The following is a 21,733-nucleotide window of genomic DNA, read 5'->3' on the forward strand; positions in this document are numbered from 1 at the left end:
TTCAGGAGGAAAGACTATGCGTGAAGCACTGATCGTCTGGGGCGGCTGGAGCGGGCATGAGCCGCAGGAATGCGCCGAAATCATCAAGACCATGCTTGAGGAAGACGGTTTCAAGGTCTATCTCGAACACGGCACCGAGGCGCTTGCCGATCCTTCCGTCCATGATCTCAGCCTCGTCGTGCCGATCATGACGATGTCGAAGATCGAGAAGGAGGAGGTGAAGAACCTCGCCGCGGCGATCGAAAGCGGCGTCGGCATTGCCGGCTATCATGGCGGTGCGGGCGATGCCTTCCGCGATTCCGTCGACTATCAGTTCATCATCGGCGGCCAGTGGGTGGCTCACCCCGGCAACATCATCGACTATACCGTCAACATCACCCGACCCGACGACCCTCTCGTCGAAGGCATCGCCGATTTCCCTTATACGTCAGAGCAATATTATATGCATGTCGACCCCTCGAACGAGGTTCTGGCGACGACGAAATTCACCGGCGAGCACGCCTACTGGATCGACGGCGTCGTCATGCCGGTCGTCTGGAAACGGAAATACGGCAAGGGCCGCGTCTTCTATTCCTCGCTCGGCCATCAGGCCAAGGAGTTCGACGTGCCCCAGATGAAGACCATCTTCCGCCGCGGCGCCAACTGGGCGGCGCGGTAAGGCGAGGCTGTCTGGGGAGACCTTTGGCAAGGGCTCTGCGTCGCCCCATGATCGCCGCCTGCCCTTTATCCGCCTGCCGGCACCTTCTCCCCGCTCGCGGGGCGAAGGGACATGCCGCAACCTATCCGTCCCACCTCGCTCTCGCAGGGCACGTCCCCTTTCCCCGTCCTTACGGGGAGAGGGTTAGGGTGAGGGGCAGCCCTTAGGCCGGACCAAACCGACCCCGCGCTCACCCAATAATCAGCGCAGTCCCATAGAGCCCCAATGCAAACACCGTATGAGCCAGCAGGTTGAAGCAGCGGACCTTGTTCGGGGTCGGGTGTTTGGAGGCGGCCCAGCCGATGCCGAGGCCCGGTTGCAGCAAGAACCACCCTGCCCCGACGGTGACGATGCCGAAGATCCAGGCGGGAAGAAATGTCGGGGCCGCCAACCAGGCCGAGCCCATGATGATGGCAAAGATCATCCCATAGAGAATGCCGACGGCGTAATGGCTGATCCAGCCGAGCGCCAGTTCATTGGCATAGGGCTCGGCATCGGCGATGCTGTCGTGAAAGACTTTGCCGCGGCGAAGGTGCCAGAACCATCGGCCGACCGGTGCCCAGTTGGGCGCCGCCTGGCCGAACTGGGTGAGCAGGATCGCCCAGAGGTCCATGAGGATGGTTGCGCCGGCGCCGATCAACAGGCCGCGCCACAGAATATCGAACATTGGGAATCACCGGAAAGCGTTGCGATTGCAGGAGGCTACAAAACCATTGCAGACGCGTCGGCGCAATGGCTCCGGTGAATTCACCGCCACATCAAGCAAGGATTCCGAGGTTAACCCGGTTGCGGTCCGCCCTCGCCCAGCGTTTCCCCCGCGCTGCTGCCGATATCGCCGCTGATATCCTTTGCAAACTTCCGCATGAGCCGCACGAGTTCATTGAAGTCCTGCTCGTCCCAGGTCTCGAAGATGGCGCGGCCGATCCTCTCGCGGGCGACATCGATGCGATCGGTCATTGCCTTGCCCTTGGGGCTGATGACCGCCTCGCGCACGCGCCGGTCGGCGGCACTGCCGCGGCGCTCCACCAGATCGAGGCTTTCGAGCTTGGCGACCTGGCGGCTGACGGTGGTGTAGTCGCGTCCGGCGCGGTCGGCGAGTTCGACGACCCCAATGGGACCGAGCCGCTCTATCGTGACCAGCAGCGGAAACAGGGCGCGATCGAGCGAAATGCCCGCCTCGCGGACCATCTGCTCGTCGCGCTGCGGGCGGTTCATGACGCTGACGATCTCGATCAATGCTCCATGCAACTCGCGCAGCTTCTCGCTTATATGTGTATTTTGCACATTCTTTGTTGACGCCATGCCGATTCTCCTATTATGTGCATAATACACATATGGAGAAAACAATGACAGAGAATTCGACAGTCGACGTGCTGATATCGGGCGCCGGTGCGGCTGGCCTGACGCTGGCGATCGAGCTCGCGCGGCGCGGCGTATCCTTCCGCCTGATCGAGAAATTGAACGACCCGTTCCGCGGTTCCCGCGGCAAGGGTATCCAGCCGCGAACCCAGGAGGTCTTCGAGGATCTCGGCATTCTCGACCGGATCGTCGCACTCGGCGGCGCCTATCCCCGACAGCGGGAATATCGCGATGACGGCAGCTTCAGCGAATCCGACGCCGTGGTGGGTGAGGAGCCGACGCCGGCCGAGCCCTATCATCTTCCGCTGATGGTGCCGCAGTTCCTCACCGAAGGCGTGATGCGCGGGCGCCTGCTCGAGCTTGGCCACCGGCCCGAATTCGCCAGCGAACTCATCGGCTTCGAACAGGATGAGGCCGGCGTGACTGCGCGGCTCAGCGGTCAATCCGGCGAAGAGACCGTCCGCGTGCGCTGGCTGATTGGCGCCGACGGCGGCCGCAGCTTCGTGCGCCATGCGCTCGATATCGGTTTTCCCGGCAAGACGCTCGGCGTGCGCGCCATCGTCGCCGATGTCCTGCTGACCGGACTGGATCGCGACGCATGGCATCGCTTCGGCCAAGGTGACATGCAGCGGCAGATTGCGATTTGCCCGCTCGCCGGAACGGATCTGTTCCAGATCCAGGCACCCATCCCGCTCGAAGGCGAGGTCGATCTTTCCGCGGCAGGCTTGTCCGCCCTGGTCAAGGAGCGCAGCGGCCGCGACGACATCGAGGTCCAGTCGGTCTCCTGGGCTTCGGCCTTCAACATGAATGCAAGGCTTGCCGATCGCTACCGGCTGGGCCGCGTCTTCCTGGTTGGCGATGCCGCCCATACGCATCCGCCGACCGGCGGACAGGGTCTCAATACCAGCGTTCAGGACGCCTATAATCTCGGATGGAAACTGGCGGCGGTCGCAGCGGGCGCCCCCGACGCGCTGCTCGTCAGCTATGAGGAAGAGCGCCGCCCCGTCGCAGCGACGATGCTCGGTCTCGCCACCAGTCTTCTCGACGCTCTCAAACGCGGCGAGATGCGGCGCGGCCGCGAGGTCCATCAACTCGACATCGGCTACCCCGAATCCTCCTTCGCGCTGGAAAAGCCGGAGCGACATGGCGGCCTGCTTGCGGGCGACCGTGCGCCGGATGCGCCCATGCGTGGCGCCGCCGGCCAGCCGGTGCGTCTGTTCGAGCTGTTCAAGGGCGCGCACTGGACGCTGCTCGGTTATGAAGTGCAAGTCGCCTTGCCGCCGCGCACAGGCCTGCACATCCACCGGATCGGCCGACGCGGCGACCTCATGGACGACGGCGGCCATTTCCGTGACGCCTATGCCCCCACAGCGGGCGACTGGGTGCTCGTGCGTCCGGACGGCTATGTCGGCGCCATCGTCGCCTCCGCGGATGTGTGGGCGCTGGAGGCCTATCTCGCGAATGTCGGCCTGACGGGATAGGCGCCAATTCAAAGAGTCACGGGGTCATCGCCGGATCCGATAACAGGCGGCGCGGAGCCCCGGCTGCGGGAAAACCGCCGCGATCGCGGACGAGCCGGATATGTGCGCCTATGCGGGTTTTTCGGAACGGGCGCATGTCACGCGGCCGATTGGCGCTCCGGATCGCCTCCGTTTCAGAGGGCGTCGCGCTCGTATCGCGGCGTCCAACCGCGGGCCATTCCGCGGCTCATCATGCTTTCCGCCAGCGCCAGTTGCTGGCGGAGATGTTTGCAGTCGTCGAGCAGCGAGCGTATCGCCGCCTTAGGATTGTCGTCATGCCAGGCGAGCACGGCCTCGACTTCCCAAGCCTGATCGGGCCAAGCTTGATCCGAGGAGGCTTGATCAGGCCCAGCTCGGTCGGACAATGCCTGTTTCGTGCTTGCCCGATTGGGTTCCAAGATCGTTGCCGGCTGCATCAGTTCAGCGCCAGCGGCAATTGAACCGGACGCGGCAATGGCGGCAGCGGCCGGCTGAGTTCGACCTTCTTCTGCCAGGCGGCACGCCGCAACTGATCCCGCTCGCGCGCTGCGCGGGACGCTTCGACAAGCGCAAGGGCGTTGGCGATCACCTGTTCCGTATGCGTCATGATCATCTCCAATGTTCCTGTTTTGTTCTAAAATAGAACTTTGGCCGAAGAAGTCAAGCGCTGGGTGATTTCGGGTTCGGGACGGGCGTATCAAGCTGGCGGCTTGGGCGCGGCCAACATTCAGTCCGCAGCCTCTATGACGGCGATGCCCGCCTCCTGCGCCGCCCGGATGAATGCCGCCCGCACTTCGTCGGGCGGGAGATCGCCGATGATCGCATCCAGGCATGACTTGACGGCCTCGAGATAATCTTCGCCGTCATCGACGGGCCAGTCGTGCAAAAGCGTACGCGCGGCGTCCCACACAGAGTTGATAACGGCATAATGACCGAGCCCCATCGAGGCCAAGCCGACCGGTCGAAAATGTGCCGTCTGTCTCACTTTGCTACAGCTTTTCCCAATTTCGGTGGAGCTTATGAGTGCGATGCAATTTGCGTGCCGTTGCCAGGCTAGGTACAGCCGAAGCGTGTTGCACGGATTTGATGTTGGAACAGACGTGTCTCTCCATCCCTTCAGTCTCCCGGCCCTGCGGTGTCCCGGCCCGCCAGCTCTCCCGGCGTCCTTGAAGATGAAACGCCTGAAGCCTGCTGAACGGCCGCCAGAGTCCTGCGATCAGCCACTAATCGATCAATTATGGTAAAAATCGGGTTCACATCCAGGGTTGACTGATTAAAACTCAAACATCTCCTTTCTATACTCCAAATTGTTTACAGCAACGCCATGTTTTTCTGGAAGAAAGAGCATTTATGATCATTCCTTGACTGTGCCATAGATGGACGGAGTTGCCTCGAGGTCGTACAATGCCGTCCATCTCTCACGCGGCGGATCTGGGAGGAGCGCGCGATGCCTATCTTCATGGACCGGCACTATCTCGAGGGAACGTCAGCCGCCGACGTCGCCCGGGCGCATCGCATGGATCTCGACATTCAGGATCGGTACGGCGTCAAGTTCCTCACCTACTGGTTCGATCAGCGGCGCGGAACCGCCTTTTGCCTGGTGGATGCGCCGGACGCGGAAACCGCGCAATGTGTGCATCGCGAGGCGCACGGCTTCGTCGCCAACGAGATCGTCGAGGTCGCCTTGTCAGCCGTCGAGGCTTTCCTCGGCCGCATTCACGATCCTGAGCCGGCGCCCGGCCAATCCTCTGTCGACGTGGATCCCGGCCACCGGGCAATCCTGTTTACCGATATCGTCGGCTCGACCGCGATGACATCACGCCTCGGCGACCGCATGGCGACCGAAATGGTCCGGGCTCATGACGCAATCGTGCGCCGGTGCCTCAGCCAGAATTCAGGCCGGGAAGTGAAGCACACCGGCGACGGCATCATGGCGGCCTTTGCCACGACGGCTGCAGCGGTGGAATGCGCCATGGCGATTCAGCGCGAATTCGATCGTTACAACGGCGGAAACGCCGAGCCGATTCATATCCGCATCGGACTGGATTGCGGCGAACCAGTGGAGGACAGCAATGACCTTTTCGGCTCGACCGTGCAACTTGCCGCGCGTCTCTGCGCAGCAGCCTCCAGCGACCAGATCCTCGTCTCGGAGAATATTTTTCGGGAATATGGCGCCGCCGATCTTTTCGGTCACGCAACGCGCCGACGGCTCAAAGGGTTTTCGAAGCCTGTGCTGGCCTTCCGATGCGACTGGGCCAGTGCGGGCGCGGCCTAAGTCTGCTGAGAACCGACAACCGCCTGCCTCTTACAGGTGCTTGTCGCGGTGCTTTGTGGCCAAGAAATAGGCGATGGTCAGATCCGTAAATACCGAGACCAGAACGCGCCGCAACTGATGTTACGGCGCGCCCTCGCCTGCGGGATAGGCCCGTTGACGAGCCTATATCTTGCTAAGCATTGCCGACAGTTCGCTCGTTCATCAGCCGCTCGAATTTGGGGGCAGCCTCGACGTTTGCCAGCACGCCCGACATTTTCAGAAAACGCCGAAAATTCTCGCGCGTGGCGCTCAGCGGGAAACGGCCGCTGGCCGTATCCCTGCACGCCTTCAACAGCGTGTCATATGCCAAACCTCGTTTGTCCTCCGGCCATTCGTCCAGGAAATCCAGGATTTCATCGAGGCACGTGATTTCATCGATGAAATGCTTGCGATGAAGCAAAACCGGGTCAAACCGAGTTGAAGACATAGTATCCTCCCATTTATAATACTTTTTATGCTATAAATTTACTGAAAAAACGTGTTTAATTCAAGTCAAAATTGGTTACGTCACGCTCAAAACGCCATTGAAACTACTTCCATAATGGCAGAATAGCCCGATTAGATTAAAGAAGAATAGATTTGAACATCAATCGAGCCTCGACGCATCACGAAGTGAGATCGATTGATCAATGTAACGAATGCTTCAGATCAAGTGAGCGTGATCAAGCCGGCCGGAAGTTTTCGTATAGGCTCGTATTGGCATAATAGGTTGCGACCATGACAATCTCGCAAGGAGAAGTTCAAATGAACCGATTTCTTTCATTTGTAGCCGCCGCAGCGCTGCTCGGTACATCCACGATTACTTCTGCCTGCACGTCGACGGCAAGGCCCGACAACCAGGATTTTCAATATCAACGCGATAGCTCGATAAACCCTGCCTGCGCGGGTGGATTCAGACCCGGCAATGCGCGCTCGTGCAGCTATTGAAGCACAGACGGCCGACATTCGTTCAACGCTTCGCTGCTGAGATTGTCTAACCGCCGAGGCGCAAGCAGCTGCTGAACCCCGCTTTGCAAGAAAACAGCCGTTGAACGACTGCGTCGCGAGAGAAGGCGCGCTGCAGCAATCGGAATGGTTAGGGAACCGCAAGCCCCGCCCCGCATTACGTCATCGGGTCACGGTTGGCTCGATTTAACAGGAGAACGGTTCCCCATGAACAATTTGATCTGGCTTGTCGGCGCTGTCGTTATCGTACTCGCGATTTTGAGTTTCTTCGGCTTTCGCTGATCGTCGCTGATGTAAACATGGCGGCTCGACCGCGCTTTCTCCGCCCGGCGATTCCGCCGAGTGCAACTGCAATGTCTTTTGCATTTAATTAGGAAGCGTCGAGGTCATCGAACGGCCGCCGTTTCTTCAACAGTCCACAGAATGCCGAGTAAAGAGTGCATATCACCCCCTTCGACTTCCTTTACAATCCGTCGTTTCGGCCTCCGAGGCAGATCGCAAGGGGAACTCGATGGATCGTCTTATTGGCGCAGATGAAGCGGCTCAATCGGAGAAACGGGCTGCAAGGGCGGATCAACGGGATGGCCTTGCTCGGGATGTTACGACCATCAAGCTCGGCGACTGCCTGCTGGGATACAAGGTCGTACAGCGACGCATGCGGGTCAGCCGCTGGAACCATTTCCGGGGCCGGGTGCGCGAGATCGAAAAACTGATCAGGCATCGTCACGGCGACATCGTGCCGGAGGCGGATGACGCATTGATCTACGTCGAGGTGATCGCCAGCCTCGCGTTCGTCGAATTCAGGCAAGAGTTCGTCGACGTGGTGCTTGGCTGGTCGGCGCGCTGGCTTCCATGGGCTGGAAAAGCCGATATAGAGGACATCATCTACGAGCGGACAAAGGTGCGTTTTTCCTCGTTGTCCGCCGACGCTCTCGGTCATGCCCTGCATCTGAGTTACTCAGAGCGGAGCGCGCTCGACATTCGCACCATTGGTGCATTCGATGTGCCGAAGCGGAAAAGAACAAAACTTCAAAACGAAAGGCGGCGGCAGCGGGACCGAGCCCGAAAAGAAGAGCGACGGCGTGCGGCAGGCGCGCCGCCCAGAGCTGACTATCTTGCCAACGCCCTTAGCCAAGCGCGCCCCTGGGAAGCTTTCGGCATCAGCCGTCGCACCTGGGAACGCCGCGGCAAACCGATGCCCGAGCCCGAGACGATTTTGGATTGCGGTTCGATTTCGCTCGCCGCATAGGCCAACAGCTCACGAATTCTCGGTCCTTAGCCGGCTGGTCCGAACCAGCTATTCATCGCATCTTGCAGACCATCCTGCGTCCCGTCACCCACCCACGCCACGTAGCCATCGGGCCGGATCAACACCGCGGCCGGCGCGGAAACAATGCCTAGTGCAGGCAGTTCCCATGGACCGTCATATCGGGCATCGACCAAGGTGACGCGGTCCGACCACGGCGTGATGTCGACGCTGCCGGGTGCGCCGAAATTCACGAGCGCTGGCCGTGCATTATGGAGGAGCGTAAAGAGACGCAAAGGACCATCCGGCGTGGTGAGCTCAAGGTCAGGCATGCGGCGGCCGAGCAGCGGATGGCCTTTGCCGAGATCGTAATGAATCGCCAGTCCGGACATCTCGGCCGCGATCCTTTTGCGAGGCTCCTCCATGCCTAGGAGCTCCGTTATCATCTCACGCAAGGCTTCCGTTCGATCGTCCGTCCGTTGCAACGCGACCTGCGCCATCGTCGCCCGCAACACCCGGGCGGCCACCGGATGCCGTTCGGCGTGGTAAGTATCGAGCAGGGCTTCAGGCGACATTCCTTTCACCACCTGGGCCAGCTTCCAACCGAGATTGACGGCATCCTGCACACCGGTATTGAGGCCCTGTCCGCCCACCGGAGAATGCACATGAGCGGCATCGCCGGCCAGGAACACCCTGCCCTTGCGGTATGCCGCCGCCTGGCGCGACATGTCGGTGAATCTGGAAATCCACTTGAGGCTATGGATGCCATAATCTGTCCCGCATGCGGCAATCAGGGCTTCCTTGAGATCGCTGAGCGTCGGTTCGCCCGTGCCGCCGACCGTCTTTTCCGTTACCATGACATTGATCGGGCCTTCACTGGCAAAGACGACCTTGCCGTCGCGAATTTCATATTCCTCCCGGCCGAAGGCATGCATGCCTAGGGCCGTGCGATGGATGCCCAATGGCGGCTCCTCCTCCATCTCGGCTTCGCCGAGAATGTGGCTGGTCGTCGCATCCCATCCTGGAAATTCTATGCCGGCAATCTTGCGAATCAGACTGCGGCCACCATCGCAGCCGACGAGATAACCTGCCCTGACCGAGGCGCCGCCGGAGAGTTCGATGGTGACGCCGATATCGTCCTCAGCAAAACCCGTCACGTCACGGCCGCGATAGATCGGCACCGCCAGCTCCTCGACCCAGCCGGCCAGAATGCGCTCGATATGCTTCTGCCGCAGCGCCAGCCCGTAATTGTGCCGGGTCGGAAAATCGCTGATATCCAGACGCGTGACCGCAAATCCGGTAACCTGGGCGATCTGGCCTTCGGCGAGAAACCGGTCGACGATCCCACGCTGATCGAGAAGCTCGAGCGTGCGCGCACTTAGACCGCCGGCCCGCATACCGGCAAGCTCCTGGTTGGGACGGCGTTCGACGATCGCCACGTCGACGCCTGCCAAGGCCAACTCGCCTGCCAGCATCAGGCCTGTCGGACCTGCTCCCGATATCACGACGACATGTTCTTTCATCCGCAAACTCCCCTTGGCCTGGTGTCCCAATGCAATATCTCAAAGCCTCGGACAGGCGGCTTCTTCGCAATCCAAATGATCCCACCCAGGTGCCGATTTTCTCTGTCGCAGGTTGTTCTCCCTATAATATTATCTTCTGACTGGTTGGAACGACTTGCGACAGGATTTCCGGCTTGCTTTCCAAAGCCATGTTGGTCGCCACTTGCGGATCTTTTGCCGGGGAGCGCGGGCCTTTCAACACGACCTGACCGGGTGCGCGCCGGATCTGGCAAGCACCTTTCCCGGTCATCATTCCCACGGCGATCAATCCATGAGCTGGTACGGCGCATCTCACTGCGGAGCCGTGGCTTTTTCCGGAATCGTATCGGCTGCCGGTCGCTCAGACGGATCGGCGGGATGGCCATAGATCGTGTAGGCGGCGCCGGCCAGAATGCCCAAGACGAGAAGAGCGATGACGTACAGCATCATTCCGCGGATGGCCGTCTTCGGTGTCTTGTCCATCAGGATCTCCAAGATTGCTCAGCGGTCAAATTCACTGCGAGCTGTTTTGGTTCCGGCGAGCTTGCGTCAATCTTTCCGTGGAGGTTGTTCACGCGAGGAGCTACTCACGGAACGATCAGGTCCGGATCTGGTTTACCCCAAGACCCTGGTTTCTATGGAGGTCACCATGTGGGCAATCCTGATCGGAGCCGCTCTCATCATCGGCGGACTTCTTTTTCTCTTTACGTCGGCGCTTCGTCGAAAACCGAGTAATCCGCATCAAATGCTGCCGCAAGGCAGCACCACGCTGGAACCACGACGCCAAGGCCTCAGATTCCTCGGGATATCCCAAAACTGGCCAGCGCTAGCGGTCATCGCAATCGGCGTACTTCTCTTGGCTTTCGGTGGTTCGTGACATCCGAGAGCCCTTGATCGCCGTAGCTCCTTCGGCAAAAACCCGGCTTTCGCCGGGTTTTTGTTCAGGCACTACCAAGTCTGGCGACCGGTCCAATCATCGATGTCGCGTTTGATACGGTCCTTTTCGATGCCATACCGCTCCTGGATCTTGCCTTCCAGCTGGTCGCGCTTGCCGGCGATCTGATCGAGATCATCGTCGGTGAGTTTGCCCCACTGCTCCTTGATCTTGCCCTTCGCCTGCTTCCAGTTTCCTTCGATCCGATTCCAATCCATGGTCGATTTCTCCTCTTTGCTGATGAGAAGAAAACGGACCGCGGCGGAAGTTGGTTCCTGAGTTCTAGCTGATTTCGTAAGCCGTCGCGTCACATGACAGAGGCTGGGGCGGGCCGGAGCCCGCCCTCCGTTCACATCAAACTGCGAACAAAGTCACCAGAATAAAGAGAATCGGCGAGGAAATCCGAAAGCGGAATCCCTTTCCTTAAAGGACAACAAAGTCCATCGTGACCCCGTTAAATGAGGCCGGAGCGCACCGGCAATGATCCGGAACGCCGATCGATCTGCAGTGAAAGTCGTTGCGCGTCTGCGGCGCTGTATCCGCGTTTAAGGCGGTCCTGGCCGCAACGGTGGCGCCGGATTGATCAGAGAGGCTTGTCCATTCCGGTTGGCTTTCAGAGAGTCAGCTCCGTGGCAGCATCGCGTCACACCAGTCAAAACAGCTGGCAGTTTCGCTAACATATTGATCATGAAATATTTATGGTGAGAGCGTCGGGGTTCGAACCCGAGACCTACTGATTAAAAGTCAGTTGCTCTACCGGCTGAGCTACGCTCTCCCTCTCCGCGGGTGTGACCACCCCGGCTGGAAGTGGGCGGAACATAGGCAGGTGACCCATTGCGGTCAACCGAAAAATTTGCCTTTTTCCGACGGTCGGCACATTTCTTGCCGGTGCAAGACGAATGTCTCGCGTGCAAAGACAGATTTCTTGCGCGCGCAAAAAGGTGATTGGCAATCCCGGGCCTGCAAAGCTAGGAACATCACGCAGATTGCAGCCGGAGAGAATGCGTGTCGATTGCCGATATTTCCCTGTGGAGCGCGCTGATTGCCGGGGCGCTTTCCTTTCTGTCGCCCTGCGTGCTTCCCCTCGTCCCACCCTATCTCTGCTATATGGCCGGCATCTCCGTCGAGCAGTTCCGCGGCGGCGGTGCGGTTGTGGTCGCGCCCGGTGTCAGGCGCGGCGTTTTCTTCTCCGCACTCTTCTTCACGCTCGGCTTTGCCACCGTCTTCGTGGCGCTCGGCGCCGGCGCTTCCAGCATCGGCATGGCGCTTCGCCAGCATCTCGACCTCCTGTCGAAGATCGGCGGGCTGATCATCATTGTCATGGGGCTGAACTTTCTCGGCCTCTTCCGAATCGGGCTGCTGACCCGCGAGGCGCGCTTCCAAGGCGGCGGCAAGCCGGCGACGCTGACGGGCGCCTATATCATGGGCCTTGCCTTCGCCTTCGGCTGGACGCCCTGCATCGGGCCGGTGCTCGGCGCCATCCTCGGCGTTGCCGCCTCGCGCGAGACGGTCGGCTCCGGCGCCGGGCTACTCGCCATCTATTCGCTCGGCCTTGCCATCCCCTTCTGGATCGCCGCCGGCTTTTCCGGCGCCTTCATGCGCTTCCTGTCGCGCTTCCGCCGCCATCTCGGCACGGTGGAAAAGGTGATGGGTCTCTTCCTGGTGCTTACCGGCCTCGCCTTCCTGTTCGGATGGGTCAGCAATGTGGCGATCTGGTTCCAGCAGACCTTTCCGGTCCTGATGCAGATCGGCTAGGCCACCGGATACCGATTTTCCAGGTCGTGTGGGTGGCGGTATCGGAAGCCGCCGCGAGATCGGCTTCGTCGCTTCCTCCCGCGCCGTCGGTCGTCGTGTGCAGGATCCGGCGGGCAATGCGGATTTTTGCGGGGGCCCATCGGGGAAAGTGTCCCACGTTGCGGGATCGCCCATTGGTCAAGGGGACGCCCCTCGGCACGCTGAGAATATCTGGCATCCGCACGCCGACGCTGTCATAAATTGATTTCATCGAGGGAGGCATGATGATGCAGAAGAATGCGCCGGACTTCAGCCTTGAGGGCAAGGTGACTTTGGTCACGGGAGCGAGCCGTGGCATCGGTCGAGCTTGCGCACTTGCCTGTGCCGCAGCAGGTTCCGATATTGTTTTAGGGGTCCGCGATGTCGCAGCGTCGGCGGGCCTGGTTGCCGAACTCGAAGGCACGGGACGAAGAGTTCTCCCTGTTGAACTGGACATTCCCAACAAGGCCCATATCGCGCAGGCCGTCGACGCGGCGCTTGCTACATTCGGTCGGATAGACGTCCTCGTCAACAATGTCGGCGTGGCTCCGGGCAATCTCGCAGAACTCGTCGAGGAGAAGGACCTTGACGAGATACTCGATGTCAACATCAAGGGCACCTTTCTGATGACGCAGGCTGTGGGCCGCCAGATGATCAAGCGCAATGGGGGCCGGATCATCAACATCAGTTCACAGGCCGGTACCGTGGCACTGCGCGGCGAGGCAATCTATTGCATGAGCAAGGCGGCAATCAATCACCTCACCCGCTGCCTTGCCGCCGAATGGGCAGCCTATAATGTCACCGTAAACACCGTATCGCCAACGTTCATCCACACGGATGGCACAGCACCTTTTCTGTCCGATGCCGACAATCGCAAGGCGACGCTCGATCACATTCCGCTCGGCCGAATCGGCGAAACCGATGATGTGGTGGGTGCCGTCGTCTTCCTGGCATCACCGGCTGCGAGCCTGATCACCGGCGCGAACCTGCTGGTGGACGGCGGATGGTCCGTCGCCTGAGGCGAGGCGGAACCTGCAGCGCAAACCTTGTCCAGACGAGAACAACGATTTCCCCCGACAAGGATCTTTTCGGCGACTTGCGGACGCCGATGAGGGATCTACATTCCCTGGATGAAAATCTTCGAATCCGGCGACGGCTCTCAGCAGAATTCGCTCCGCCAGGTGCTGCGAAGGCTCGATAGGGCCGACGGCAGACAGGCGGTCGCCTTTCGGCTGGTATTTGCTGCCATTGACGTTGCCATTCTCGCCTTCTTCCTGCTCGGCCCGTACCTGCGATCCGGTCCGTCCTATCTGATTATCGACTATGCGATAGCAGTGTGGATCGCCGCCGAGATGGTCGGCCGGGCGATCGCCGCAGCCTCCGTGCGCGAGTGGATTCGGCGGCCAATGACCTGGATCGACTTCGTGGTGCTGGCCACGCTGTTGCTGCCGGACCTGCTCTTCAATTTCGCATTCCTGCGGATCATGCGGTTCTGGGCGATCGGCACGAGTCCGCTGCTCAAGGATTTGCTGCGCAAGGCCGGCTATTTACACCTTCTCGACGTCGTCCGGGCGGTGATCAATTTCCTTGTGTTCCTCTTCATGGCAACCGGGTTCGTCTATACGTCCTTCTTCTACAACAGGGAGGGAGGCGAAGGATTCGTCGATGCGCTATATTTCACGGTCGCGACGGTGACGACGACGGGATTTGGAGACATCACGCTTCCGGGAACGCTGGGCAAGCTCACTTCCGTGGTGACCATGATCGTCGGCATCTCCCTATTCGTCAGGCTTGCTCAGGCAGTCGTCCGGCCTCACAAGGTGACCTTTGCCTGTCACCGATGCGGCCTCCAGCGCCATGACGCCGACGCCGTTCATTGCAAGGCGTGCGGAGACGTCTTGAACATACCGGACGAGGGATCGTGACCGTCGCCCCTGGCTAGAGCCAGGCATTTGTGGCGGCCCATTCACAGGCTTGCCGCGTTCGCTGATCTGATCGACTCCGCGCTCGTCGAGCACACCGCCGGCAGTAAGAAGCGAGGCCCGCACCTATTCGGTGGTATGGCTTGCCCTGTCCCTCGGCCCCACCCGCCCTTATCCCTCGACCCAATCGATCGCAAACACGCCTCCATGTAGCGTCGTCGATGCCGTGTTTGAGGCGGCGGTCAGAAGGAGACGAACATGAACCTTGAGACAAAGATGAGCCTGGAAAACACCGCACCCACCGGCAGACCTCGGCTCGACGAATTGGTTCCGTCGCGCTACGCGGTGCAGGTCGGCGAGATTGAGGTGCTGGTGATCAGCGATGGCGTGCTACCGCTCCCAACCGCGATGCTGGGACACAACATCGATCCCGCCGTCCGAGCGGCCTGGCTGAAAGACATGTTCCTGCCGCCGGACGCTTTGGATTGGGCGCTGAACGTGGTCGTGGTGCGCAGCGGCGACCAGACCATACTCCTCGACGCCGGGCTGGGGCTCGACCCGGACTTGCACCTGCCGCGGGCCGGGCAACTGATCAAGCGACTGGAGGCCGCCGGCATCGATCTTGCGTCGGTGACCGACGTGGTCCTGACCCACATGCACATGGACCACATTGGCGGACTGCTCGTGGACGGGGTGAAGGACCAACTGCGTCCGGACCTGCGGATCCACGTGGCGGCGGCCGAGGTCAAGTTCTGGGAGGCGCCCGATTTCTCCCGGGTCTCCATGCCGCCGGGGTTCCCGGACGCGCTTCGGGCGACCGCCAAGCGGTTCGCGAAGGAGTATCGCAGCCATCTCAGGCTGTTCGATGATGAGTACGAGGTGGCGCCGGGCGTGGTCGTCCATCGCACCGGCGGCCACACGCCCGGGCACAGCGTGATCCGCCTGGCGTCCGGCGGCGACCGGCTGATGTTTGCCGGCGACGCCGTGTTCGCGGTCGGGTTTGAACATCCGGACTGGTTCAACGGCTTCGAACACGACCCCGAGGAGGCGGCGCGCGTTCGGGTCCGCCTTCTGCGGGAGTTGGCGGAGACTGGCGAGCAACTGGTGGCCACTCACCTGCCGTTCCCCTCCGTCGGCCGGGTGGCGGTCGACGGCGACGCCTTTCGCTGGGTAGCGGCCTTCTGGGACTACTGATCGGTTGTTCGGTTGGTCGTAGAGCGTGTACTCAATGAGTACACGCTCTATCGATTTAGTTTACGCAATTCCGGACGCAAAACCGCTACACACTTTTGCTGGAATTGCTTATGTCAGATCCTGACCCGCCGATCATCCCCGCGCACTGGAAGACCTCTTGGCCGATATCGTCAGCCTGCTATTGCCGTTCTTCGGCCTGATCCTGATCGGCTACATCGCCGCCAAGGCGACCAAACAGCCAGCCGAAGCGTTGGGATGGCTGAACACCTTTATCATCTACGCCGCCCTGCCCGCTCTGTTCTTCAAGCTGGTCTCACGCACGCCGATCGAGGAGCTGACGCGCGTCGATTTCATCGTCACCGATATTGCGGCGACCTATGCGGTCTTCATCCTGCTGTTCGCCATCGGCCGCATCCTGCGCGGCAATTCGCTCGCCGATTGCACCATCCAGTCCTTTGCCGGCGCTTACGGTAATATCGGCTATATGGGGCCGGGCCTGGCGCTCCTGGCGCTCGGCGAAGGTGCCGCCGTGCCGGTGGCGCTGATCATCTGCTTCGAGAACGCGCTGCATTTCATCGTCGCGCCGGCGCTGATGGCGGCGGCCGGCGACGACAAGCGTTCGGCCGGCCAACTCGCCGCCGATATCGTGCGGAAGGTGGCGCTGCATCCCTTCATCCTGTCGACGGCGGCAGGCTTTGCTGTGGCCGCCCTTGATATCGACCAGCCGCTGGCCTTTCAGCGCCTCGTCGATTATCTCGCCCAGGCGGCGGCGCCCTGCGCGCTCTTTGCCATGGGCGTGACGCTGGCGCTCCGGCCGCTGAAGCGGATCCCGGCGGAGATCTCCTATATCGTGCCGGCAAAGCTGATCCTGCATCCGATCGCGGTTTTCGTCGCACTGACGGCGGCTGGTGGTTTCGAGCCGGTGTGGATCCAGGCGGCCGTGCTGCTTGCCTGCCTGCCGACGGCGACCAACGTCTTCGTCATCGGCCAGCAATACGGCGTCTGGCAGGAGCGCGCCTCGGCGACGATCCTGATCACGACAGTGCTATCGGTGGTGACTGTTTCGCTCTGGCTGATCGTGATCCGCTCAGGCCTTCTTCCGCTTCAGCTTTTCCCGTAGAGCATCCGGAATATCCCGGAAGCCGCGGCCGGGCTCGATGCCTTCGCGCATGACGATGTTGCGCAGCGGCGGAATGGCCGAGAGAATATGCAGGCCGGCGGCGCGCAGCATCTGGACGGGCAGGAAATCCGAGAGCAGCGAGCGGTTGAGGAGATCGACGCTGGCCGTGCGCGTCATGATGTCGGCACGGCGCCTGCGGTCGAAGCTGTCGCCGGCATCGGCCGGTACCGGCAGTTCCGCCCTGTCGCAGAGGATATCGGCGAGCGCCATAATATCACGCAGGCTGAGATTCAGCCCCTGCGCCCCGATCGGCGGGAAGACATGGGCGGCCTCGCCGATCAGCGCGATACGTCCCTTGCCGAAACGATGCGCCATCATGCCGGAGAGAGGCCAGACCTGGACGCCCTCCTCGACATCAATCTTGCCGAGCATGGATTGCATGCGCGCCTCGACAATAGCCCCGAGTTCGGCAAGCGGCAATTCCGCGCGGCTTGCCGCTTCTGCGGGATCCTGCACCCAGACGAGGCTGGAGCGGCCTCCTGGCAGCGGCACCTGGGTGAAGGGGCCGTGCTTGGTGTGGAATTCGGTCGAGATGTTCTGGTGCGGCAGCGAATGGGCGAAATTCAGCACCATGGCCGATTGCGGATAGGACCAGTTGCGCACGCCGATGCCAGCGGTTTCGCGCAGCTTCGAGCCGCGGCCATCGGCGCCGACGGCAAAGTCGGCCGACAAGGTCTCGCCGCCGGCAAGTGTGATCGAGACTGTATCGCTTGATATTTCGATCGATTCGGCCATGTCGGAGAAGCGAGTGATATTGCCCTCGCCTGATATAGCCGCCTCGAGGATGTCGGTCAGGGCCTTGTTGGGGAAATTGTAGCCGAAGGCATTCAGGCCGACGTCGGCGGCGCGGAAGGTGGTCGTCGGCGCGCGCAGCAGCCGGTCGGTGCCGTCGACGATGCGCATGCTGGTGAGAGGAGCGGTTGCCGGCCGAAGCTTTTCCCAGAGCGTCAGCCGGTCGAGGAAGCGGATCGACTGGTCCATCAGCGCCGTGGTGCGCCGGTCTTCCTTCGGAGCGAGAGGAGCGACAAGCGCCACATCGCGACCGCCGCGCGCGAGCGCGATTGCGGCGATCATGCCGGCGAGCCCGCCACCGATCACCGCCACTTCGAATGTCTTCATGCTACTGTTCCGCCATCGTAAAAAGGCGGACCGTCCGCTTATGCGGCCGGCTTCGCCTGACGGCGCCAACTATAGCCCTTGCCGGCGTCGGCGTCACGCACCGCTGGCTGATAATGATGGGGAATGGCGGGAAGACGGTTTTCGGAAAGCCGCTTCAGCGCCGTGGCGTTGGTGACGGCAAAGCTGTCGATGCCGACGCGCAGCATCAGCGGCACCTGATCGATCAGTACGTCGCCGACGGCACGCAGCTCGCTGGTATAACCCAAGCGCTGGCGCAGCAGCGAGGCGTGGCTAAAGGCGCGGCCGTCGTTGAACGCCGGAAAGGCGACGGCGACGATTTCGAGGCGATCGAGATAGGGCTCGAGCCTGCGCACATCGTCGGCCGGCTTGATCAGCACGCCGAGGCCGACATCGTTGCTTTCATCGGCCTTGGCGATCAATTCGTCGAGACCGAGCAGCGGCTTCTGCTCCTCGGTCGCCTTCACCTCGTCGGTTTCGATCACCCAGGGATCGTTTTCGACAAAACCGGTTTCTCTCCAGATCTTCGTCATCATCCCCTCCTTATGCCGCTTCGGCGGCCGAGCCGTAGAGCGCGGTCTTGAAAGGCTGCGGTCCGACGCGGCGATAGGCGGCGAGGAAGTTCTCGGAATGATCGAGTCGCAGGCCGAGATAGGTGTCGACGATCGTCTCGATCGCGTCGGTCACCCGGTCAGGCTCGAAGCCGCGGCCGATGATTTCGCCGATCGAGGTATGTTCGTCACCGGAGCCGCCGAGCGTGATCTGGTAGAGTTCGGCGCCCTTCTTCTCGACACCGAGCAGGCCGATATGGCCGACATGGTGATGGCCGCAGGCATTGATGCAGCCGGAGATCTTGATCTTCAGCTCGCCGATCTCCGCCTGGCGCTCGGCATTGCCGAAGCGGCGGGAGATTTCCTGCGCCAGCGGAATGGAGCGCGCATTGGCGAGCGCGCAGTAGTCGAGCCCGGGACAGGCGATGATATCGGTGATCAGACCGGCATTGGCTTCCGCCAGATTGATGGTGACGAGGCCGCGATAGACGGCTTCGAGATCGGCCAGCGCCACATGCGGCAGGATCAGGTTCTGCTCATGGCTGACGCGGATTTCGTCGAAGCCATATTCCTCGGCGAGATCGGCGATCGCATCCATCTGCGCATCCGAGGCGTCGCCCGGAATGCCGCCGATCGGCTTCAGCGAGATCGTCACCATGCCGTAATCGGGGTTTTTGTGCGGCTGCACGTTCTGCTGCACCCAGCGGGCGAAGCCGGCATCGGCCTTCTTCCAGCGGGCAAGGTTTTCCCAGCCTTCGGCGCGTTCGGGCAGAGCCGGCGGCGCGAAATAGGCAGCGATTGCCTGGACATCCTTTTCCGGCAGCTTGAGCTCGCTATCCTTCAGCGCGGCGAATTCGGCTTCCACCTGGCGCGTCAGTTCCTCGGCGCCGGTTTCGTGCACCAGGATCTTGATACGGGCCTTGTACTTGTTGTCGCGGCGGCCGTGCAGATTGTACACGCGCACGATAGCCGTGGTGTAGGAGAGCAGGTCTTCCTCGGGCAGGAAGTCGCGGATCAGCTTGGCGATCATCGGCGTACGGCCCTGGCCGCCGCCGACATAGACGGCAAAGCCGATCTCGCCCTTGTCGTTCCTCTTCACGTGCAGGCCGATATCATGGACCTGGATCGCGGCGCGGTCGCGCTCGGCGCCGGTGACGGCGATCTTGAACTTGCGCGGCAGGAAGCAGAATTCCGGGTGGACCGACGACCACTGGCGCAGGATCTCGGCGTAGGGGCGCGGATCGGCGATCTCATCGGCGGCGGCACCGGCGAAATGATCGGCCGTAACGTTTCTGATGCAATTGCCCGAGGTCTGCAGCGCATGCATCTCCACGCTGGCAAGATCGGCGAGCGCATCGGGAATGTCGGACAGCTTCGGCCAGTTGAACTGCAGGTTCTGGCGCGTGGTGAAGTGGCCATAACCGCGGTCATAGGTGCGGGCGATATGGGCAAGCATGCGCAGCTGGCGCGCGCTCAGCGTGCCATAGGGAATGGCGATGCGCAGCATATAGGCGTGCAGCTGCAGGTAGACGCCGTTCATCAGACGCAGCGGCTTGAACGCGTCCTCGGCGAGCTCGCCGGAAAGGCGGCGCTGAACCTGATCGCGAAACTGCTCGACGCGCTCGCTGACAAAGGCATGGTCAAATTCGTCGTAACGGTACATCGTCTTCCTCAGACTGCAATGAATTCGGGATCGGCCGGAGCGTAGCCCGGGGCATATTCCATGGTCGGCCCTTGAGCACGGATGCGCTCGCGAAGGCGAAGCGGCCATAAAATGCCGTTGGTTTCCTGAACGTCGACGACGGCGACGTCAACGACCTCGTTGTCGGCATAGGATTTCTTGCCGATCGCCTCCAGCGCCGCAACGGCTTCGGCGTGACGGGCAACGAGCGCCTCCTGCAGCGAGGTGGACCACTTCCCGTTCGCATCCAGCCAGACGGCAATGCCGTCCGTCAGCCGGTTGGCGGTCAGAACCTTGTCACCCATATTCAGCTCCTTGCAAGTTCCTCGAGCCGGGCGTTTGCGCGCACCAGGGGCTCGGACAGTTCGAAATTGGCGCCGGCGACCGCATCGCCGATAATGACCATGACAGGTCCTGTCAATTCGTCGCGGTGCTGCAGATCGGGCAGATCAGCGAGCGTGCCATGCAGCAGACGGCGATCGCCGCGGCTGGCATTTTCGATGACGGCAACGGTGGTCTCAGCGGGAATGCCCGCCTGCATCAGCCGCTCGGCAACGGAGGCTGCAACCGTGCGGCCCATATAGACGGCAATCGTCGCGCCGGACACGGCAAGGCTTGCCCAATCGGGCAGCACGTCGCCGGTTAAATCATGGCCGGTCGTGAAGACCAGCGAGGAGGCAACGCCGCGCAGCGTCAGCGGCAACTCGAAATCGGCAGCGGCGGCGAAAGCCGAGGTGATGCCGGGCACGACCTCATAGGTGATGCCGGCAGCGCGCAGCGCGGCCATCTCTTCCCCTGCCCGGCCATAGACCAGGGGATCGCCGGATTTCAGGCGGACGACGCGCTTGCCCTGGCTGCCGAGATCGACCAGCAAGTCGTTGATTTCTTCTTGCGATTTCGAGTGGCAGCCCTTGCGTTTGCCGACGGAAAGCCGCTCGGCATCGCGGCGCCCCATATCGACGATCGCCTGCGGCACGAGGGCGTCATAAACGATGACATCGGCTTCCATCATCACGCGCTGGGCACGCAGCGTCAGCAGATCCTCGGCACCCGGACCGGCGCCGACCAGCCAGACGTGGCCTGCGACCTTGTCCACCGCGCCCAACAGCCCGTCGGCCGCGTGATGCGCCTGCGGCAGGTTGCCATTGGCGACAGCATCGGCAACGGGGCCTGAAAAGAAGCGGTGCCAGAAGACACGGCGGGAGACACCGCGGGGCACCCGCTGTTCAACGGCCTTGCGATAGCTGGTCGCCAATGCTGCGAGGCGGCCGAGCGAGGGCGACAGAAGCTGATCGATCTGCGCACGGATCATCTGCGCCAGAACCGGCCCTGCCCCTTCGGTGCCGATCGCGACGGCAACGGGGGCGCGATTGACCAGCGCCGGCGTGAAGAAATCGCAGTAATCGGGCTGATCGACGGCATTGGCCGGAATTCTGGCGGCACGCGCAGCATCGACGATATCGCGGTCGTCGGCGTCATTGCCGGTTGCGGCGAAGACGAGTGCCGAAGCCTCGACCTGTTCGGCGGAAAAGGCAGCGCGCACGGTTTCGATACGGTTGGCGATCAGGAAGGCGTGGTAATCGGCTTCCGGCCGCTCGGCATAGGCGACAATCCGCGCCCGTGTGTTGAGCAGCAGCCGCACCTTGGCGAAAGCTTCGTCGCCATTGCCGAAGACAGCCGTCTTCTGGCCTTCCACGCGAAAGAAGGCGGGAAATACCGAAAGCTGTTCAGTCTTGGGAGGCATCATCAATCCACTTCGA

Annotated in this window: 25 protein-coding genes and 1 tRNA gene; 11 read left to right on the forward strand and 15 right to left on the reverse strand. The window is 61.5% G+C overall.

Going from position 1 to position 21,733, the window contains the following annotated elements; genetic code table 11:
• Nucleotides 1–16 precede the first annotated feature (16 nt).
• Nucleotides 17–658, forward strand: a complete 642-nt coding sequence (locus tag FHT75_RS15950; protein ID WP_028758103.1) for a ThuA domain-containing protein — start codon at nt 17–19, stop codon at nt 656–658.
• 229 nt (nt 659–887) lie between these two features.
• Here FHT75_RS15950 and FHT75_RS15955 read toward each other — a convergent pair whose 3' ends face one another.
• Both FHT75_RS15955 and FHT75_RS15960 read right to left on the reverse strand, forming a co-directional pair.
• Entirely contained in the window at nt 888–1,364 is a 477-nt protein-coding gene (locus FHT75_RS15955) for a DUF2938 domain-containing protein (protein WP_063475544.1), read from the reverse strand.
• Between the two features lie 110 nt (nt 1,365–1,474).
• The gene (locus tag FHT75_RS15960; protein ID WP_063475543.1) at nt 1,475–1,999 is read right to left on the reverse strand and encodes a MarR family winged helix-turn-helix transcriptional regulator; all 525 of its coding nucleotides are present in this window, start codon (nt 1,997–1,999) and stop codon (nt 1,475–1,477) included.
• A gap of 44 nt (nt 2,000–2,043) precedes the next feature.
• On the opposite strand from FHT75_RS15960, the gene FHT75_RS15965 reads away from it, so the two are divergent.
• Complete coding sequence (locus FHT75_RS15965) at nt 2,044–3,537, forward strand: FAD-dependent oxidoreductase (protein WP_063475542.1); 1,494 nt, start codon at nt 2,044–2,046, stop codon at nt 3,535–3,537.
• 173 nt (nt 3,538–3,710) lie between these two features.
• On the opposite strand, the gene FHT75_RS15970 is transcribed toward FHT75_RS15965, so the two are convergent.
• The 3 genes from FHT75_RS15970 to FHT75_RS35855 form a co-directional block, all read right to left on the reverse strand.
• Nucleotides 3,711–3,992 (reverse strand): hypothetical protein, encoded by a 282-nt coding sequence (locus tag FHT75_RS15970; RefSeq protein ID WP_063475541.1) that lies wholly within the window; start codon nt 3,990–3,992, stop codon nt 3,711–3,713.
• Nucleotides 3,992–4,162 (reverse strand): hypothetical protein, encoded by a 171-nt coding sequence (locus FHT75_RS15975; RefSeq protein WP_164735986.1) that lies wholly within the window; start codon nt 4,160–4,162, stop codon nt 3,992–3,994. The genes FHT75_RS15970 and FHT75_RS15975 overlap by 1 nt, the downstream gene beginning before the upstream one ends.
• A gap of 120 nt (nt 4,163–4,282) precedes the next feature.
• Entirely contained in the window at nt 4,283–4,540 is a 258-nt protein-coding gene (locus tag FHT75_RS35855) for a DUF982 domain-containing protein (RefSeq protein ID WP_028758098.1), read from the reverse strand.
• A gap of 462 nt (nt 4,541–5,002) precedes the next feature.
• On the opposite strand from FHT75_RS35855, the gene FHT75_RS15985 reads away from it, so the two are divergent.
• Nucleotides 5,003–5,830 (forward strand): nickel-binding protein, encoded by an 828-nt coding sequence (locus tag FHT75_RS15985; protein WP_028758097.1) that lies wholly within the window; start codon nt 5,003–5,005, stop codon nt 5,828–5,830.
• Between the two features lie 172 nt (nt 5,831–6,002).
• Here the strand turns inward: FHT75_RS15985 and FHT75_RS15990 are convergent, their stop codons facing one another.
• Nucleotides 6,003–6,296, reverse strand: coding sequence for a DUF982 domain-containing protein (locus FHT75_RS15990; RefSeq protein ID WP_047615776.1), 294 nt, complete (start codon nt 6,294–6,296; stop codon nt 6,003–6,005).
• Nucleotides 6,297–6,613: 317 nt separating this feature from the next.
• Between FHT75_RS15990 and FHT75_RS15995 the strand changes: the two genes are divergently transcribed.
• Nucleotides 6,614–6,796, forward strand: a complete 183-nt coding sequence (locus tag FHT75_RS15995; RefSeq protein WP_080759892.1) for a hypothetical protein — start codon at nt 6,614–6,616, stop codon at nt 6,794–6,796.
• Nucleotides 6,797–7,325: 529 nt separating this feature from the next.
• Nucleotides 7,326–8,063 (forward strand): hypothetical protein, encoded by a 738-nt coding sequence (locus FHT75_RS16000; RefSeq protein WP_063475540.1) that lies wholly within the window; start codon nt 7,326–7,328, stop codon nt 8,061–8,063.
• A 26-nt stretch (nt 8,064–8,089) separates the two neighbouring features.
• On the opposite strand, the gene FHT75_RS16005 is transcribed toward FHT75_RS16000, so the two are convergent.
• Both FHT75_RS16005 and FHT75_RS16010 read right to left on the reverse strand, forming a co-directional pair.
• Nucleotides 8,090–9,583, reverse strand: coding sequence for an FAD-dependent monooxygenase (locus tag FHT75_RS16005; RefSeq protein WP_063475539.1), 1,494 nt, complete (start codon nt 9,581–9,583; stop codon nt 8,090–8,092).
• 330 nt (nt 9,584–9,913) lie between these two features.
• A complete protein-coding gene (locus tag FHT75_RS16010; RefSeq protein WP_176707383.1) occupies nt 9,914–10,084 on the reverse strand; it encodes a hypothetical protein in 171 nt (56 codons plus the stop codon).
• A 166-nt stretch (nt 10,085–10,250) separates the two neighbouring features.
• On the opposite strand from FHT75_RS16010, the gene FHT75_RS16015 reads away from it, so the two are divergent.
• Nucleotides 10,251–10,478 carry a hypothetical protein gene (locus FHT75_RS16015; protein ID WP_063475538.1) on the forward strand — a complete coding sequence of 76 codons (228 nt, stop codon included), beginning with the start codon at nt 10,251–10,253 and terminating at the stop codon, nt 10,476–10,478.
• 71 nt (nt 10,479–10,549) lie between these two features.
• Here the strand turns inward: FHT75_RS16015 and FHT75_RS16020 are convergent, their stop codons facing one another.
• Together FHT75_RS16020 and FHT75_RS16025 are read right to left on the reverse strand one after the other, a co-directional pair.
• The gene (locus tag FHT75_RS16020; RefSeq protein WP_028758090.1) at nt 10,550–10,753 is read right to left on the reverse strand and encodes a CsbD family protein; all 204 of its coding nucleotides are present in this window, start codon (nt 10,751–10,753) and stop codon (nt 10,550–10,552) included.
• Between the two features lie 481 nt (nt 10,754–11,234).
• A tRNA-Lys gene (locus FHT75_RS16025) sits at nt 11,235–11,310 on the reverse strand.
• Nucleotides 11,311–11,540: 230 nt separating this feature from the next.
• Here FHT75_RS16025 and FHT75_RS16030 point away from each other — a divergent pair.
• From FHT75_RS16030 to FHT75_RS16050, 5 genes are all read left to right on the forward strand, one after another.
• Complete coding sequence (locus FHT75_RS16030; RefSeq protein WP_063475537.1) at nt 11,541–12,290, forward strand: cytochrome c biogenesis CcdA family protein; 750 nt, start codon at nt 11,541–11,543, stop codon at nt 12,288–12,290.
• A 266-nt stretch (nt 12,291–12,556) separates the two neighbouring features.
• A complete protein-coding gene (locus FHT75_RS16035; protein WP_063475664.1) occupies nt 12,557–13,327 on the forward strand; it encodes an SDR family NAD(P)-dependent oxidoreductase in 771 nt (256 codons plus the stop codon).
• Between the two features lie 111 nt (nt 13,328–13,438).
• Nucleotides 13,439–14,233, forward strand: a complete 795-nt coding sequence (locus FHT75_RS16040; protein WP_063475536.1) for a potassium channel family protein — start codon at nt 13,439–13,441, stop codon at nt 14,231–14,233.
• A 255-nt stretch (nt 14,234–14,488) separates the two neighbouring features.
• Complete coding sequence (locus FHT75_RS16045; protein WP_063475535.1) at nt 14,489–15,424, forward strand: MBL fold metallo-hydrolase; 936 nt, start codon at nt 14,489–14,491, stop codon at nt 15,422–15,424.
• Nucleotides 15,425–15,581: 157 nt separating this feature from the next.
• Entirely contained in the window at nt 15,582–16,544 is a 963-nt protein-coding gene (locus FHT75_RS16050) for an AEC family transporter (protein ID WP_063475534.1), read from the forward strand.
• On the opposite strand, the gene FHT75_RS16055 is transcribed toward FHT75_RS16050, so the two are convergent.
• Genes FHT75_RS16055 through cysG form a run of 5 tightly spaced genes read right to left on the reverse strand, consistent with a single transcriptional unit; the run spans nt 16,512 to nt 21,717 of the window.
• Nucleotides 16,512–17,723 carry a UbiH/UbiF family hydroxylase gene (locus FHT75_RS16055; RefSeq protein ID WP_063475533.1) on the reverse strand — a complete coding sequence of 404 codons (1,212 nt, stop codon included), beginning with the start codon at nt 17,721–17,723 and terminating at the stop codon, nt 16,512–16,514. The two genes, FHT75_RS16050 and FHT75_RS16055, sit on opposite strands and share 33 nt — an antisense overlap.
• Before the next feature lie 38 nt (nt 17,724–17,761).
• The gene (locus FHT75_RS16060; RefSeq protein ID WP_063475663.1) at nt 17,762–18,274 is read right to left on the reverse strand and encodes a DUF934 domain-containing protein; all 513 of its coding nucleotides are present in this window, start codon (nt 18,272–18,274) and stop codon (nt 17,762–17,764) included.
• 10 nt (nt 18,275–18,284) lie between these two features.
• Nucleotides 18,285–19,955, reverse strand: coding sequence for a nitrite/sulfite reductase (locus FHT75_RS16065; protein ID WP_063475532.1), 1,671 nt, complete (start codon nt 19,953–19,955; stop codon nt 18,285–18,287).
• Nucleotides 19,956–19,963: 8 nt separating this feature from the next.
• Nucleotides 19,964–20,278 carry a DUF2849 domain-containing protein gene (locus FHT75_RS16070; RefSeq protein WP_011651871.1) on the reverse strand — a complete coding sequence of 105 codons (315 nt, stop codon included), beginning with the start codon at nt 20,276–20,278 and terminating at the stop codon, nt 19,964–19,966.
• 2 nt (nt 20,279–20,280) lie between these two features.
• Nucleotides 20,281–21,717, reverse strand: a complete 1,437-nt coding sequence (gene cysG / locus FHT75_RS16075) for a siroheme synthase CysG (RefSeq protein ID WP_063475662.1) — start codon at nt 21,715–21,717, stop codon at nt 20,281–20,283.
• Nucleotides 21,718–21,733: the final 16 nt, after the last annotated feature.

Origin of the sequence: Rhizobium sp. BK112 (assembly GCF_014193215.1) — a bacterium.
GTDB classification, from domain to species: Bacteria; Pseudomonadota; Alphaproteobacteria; order Rhizobiales; family Rhizobiaceae; genus Rhizobium; species Rhizobium anhuiense.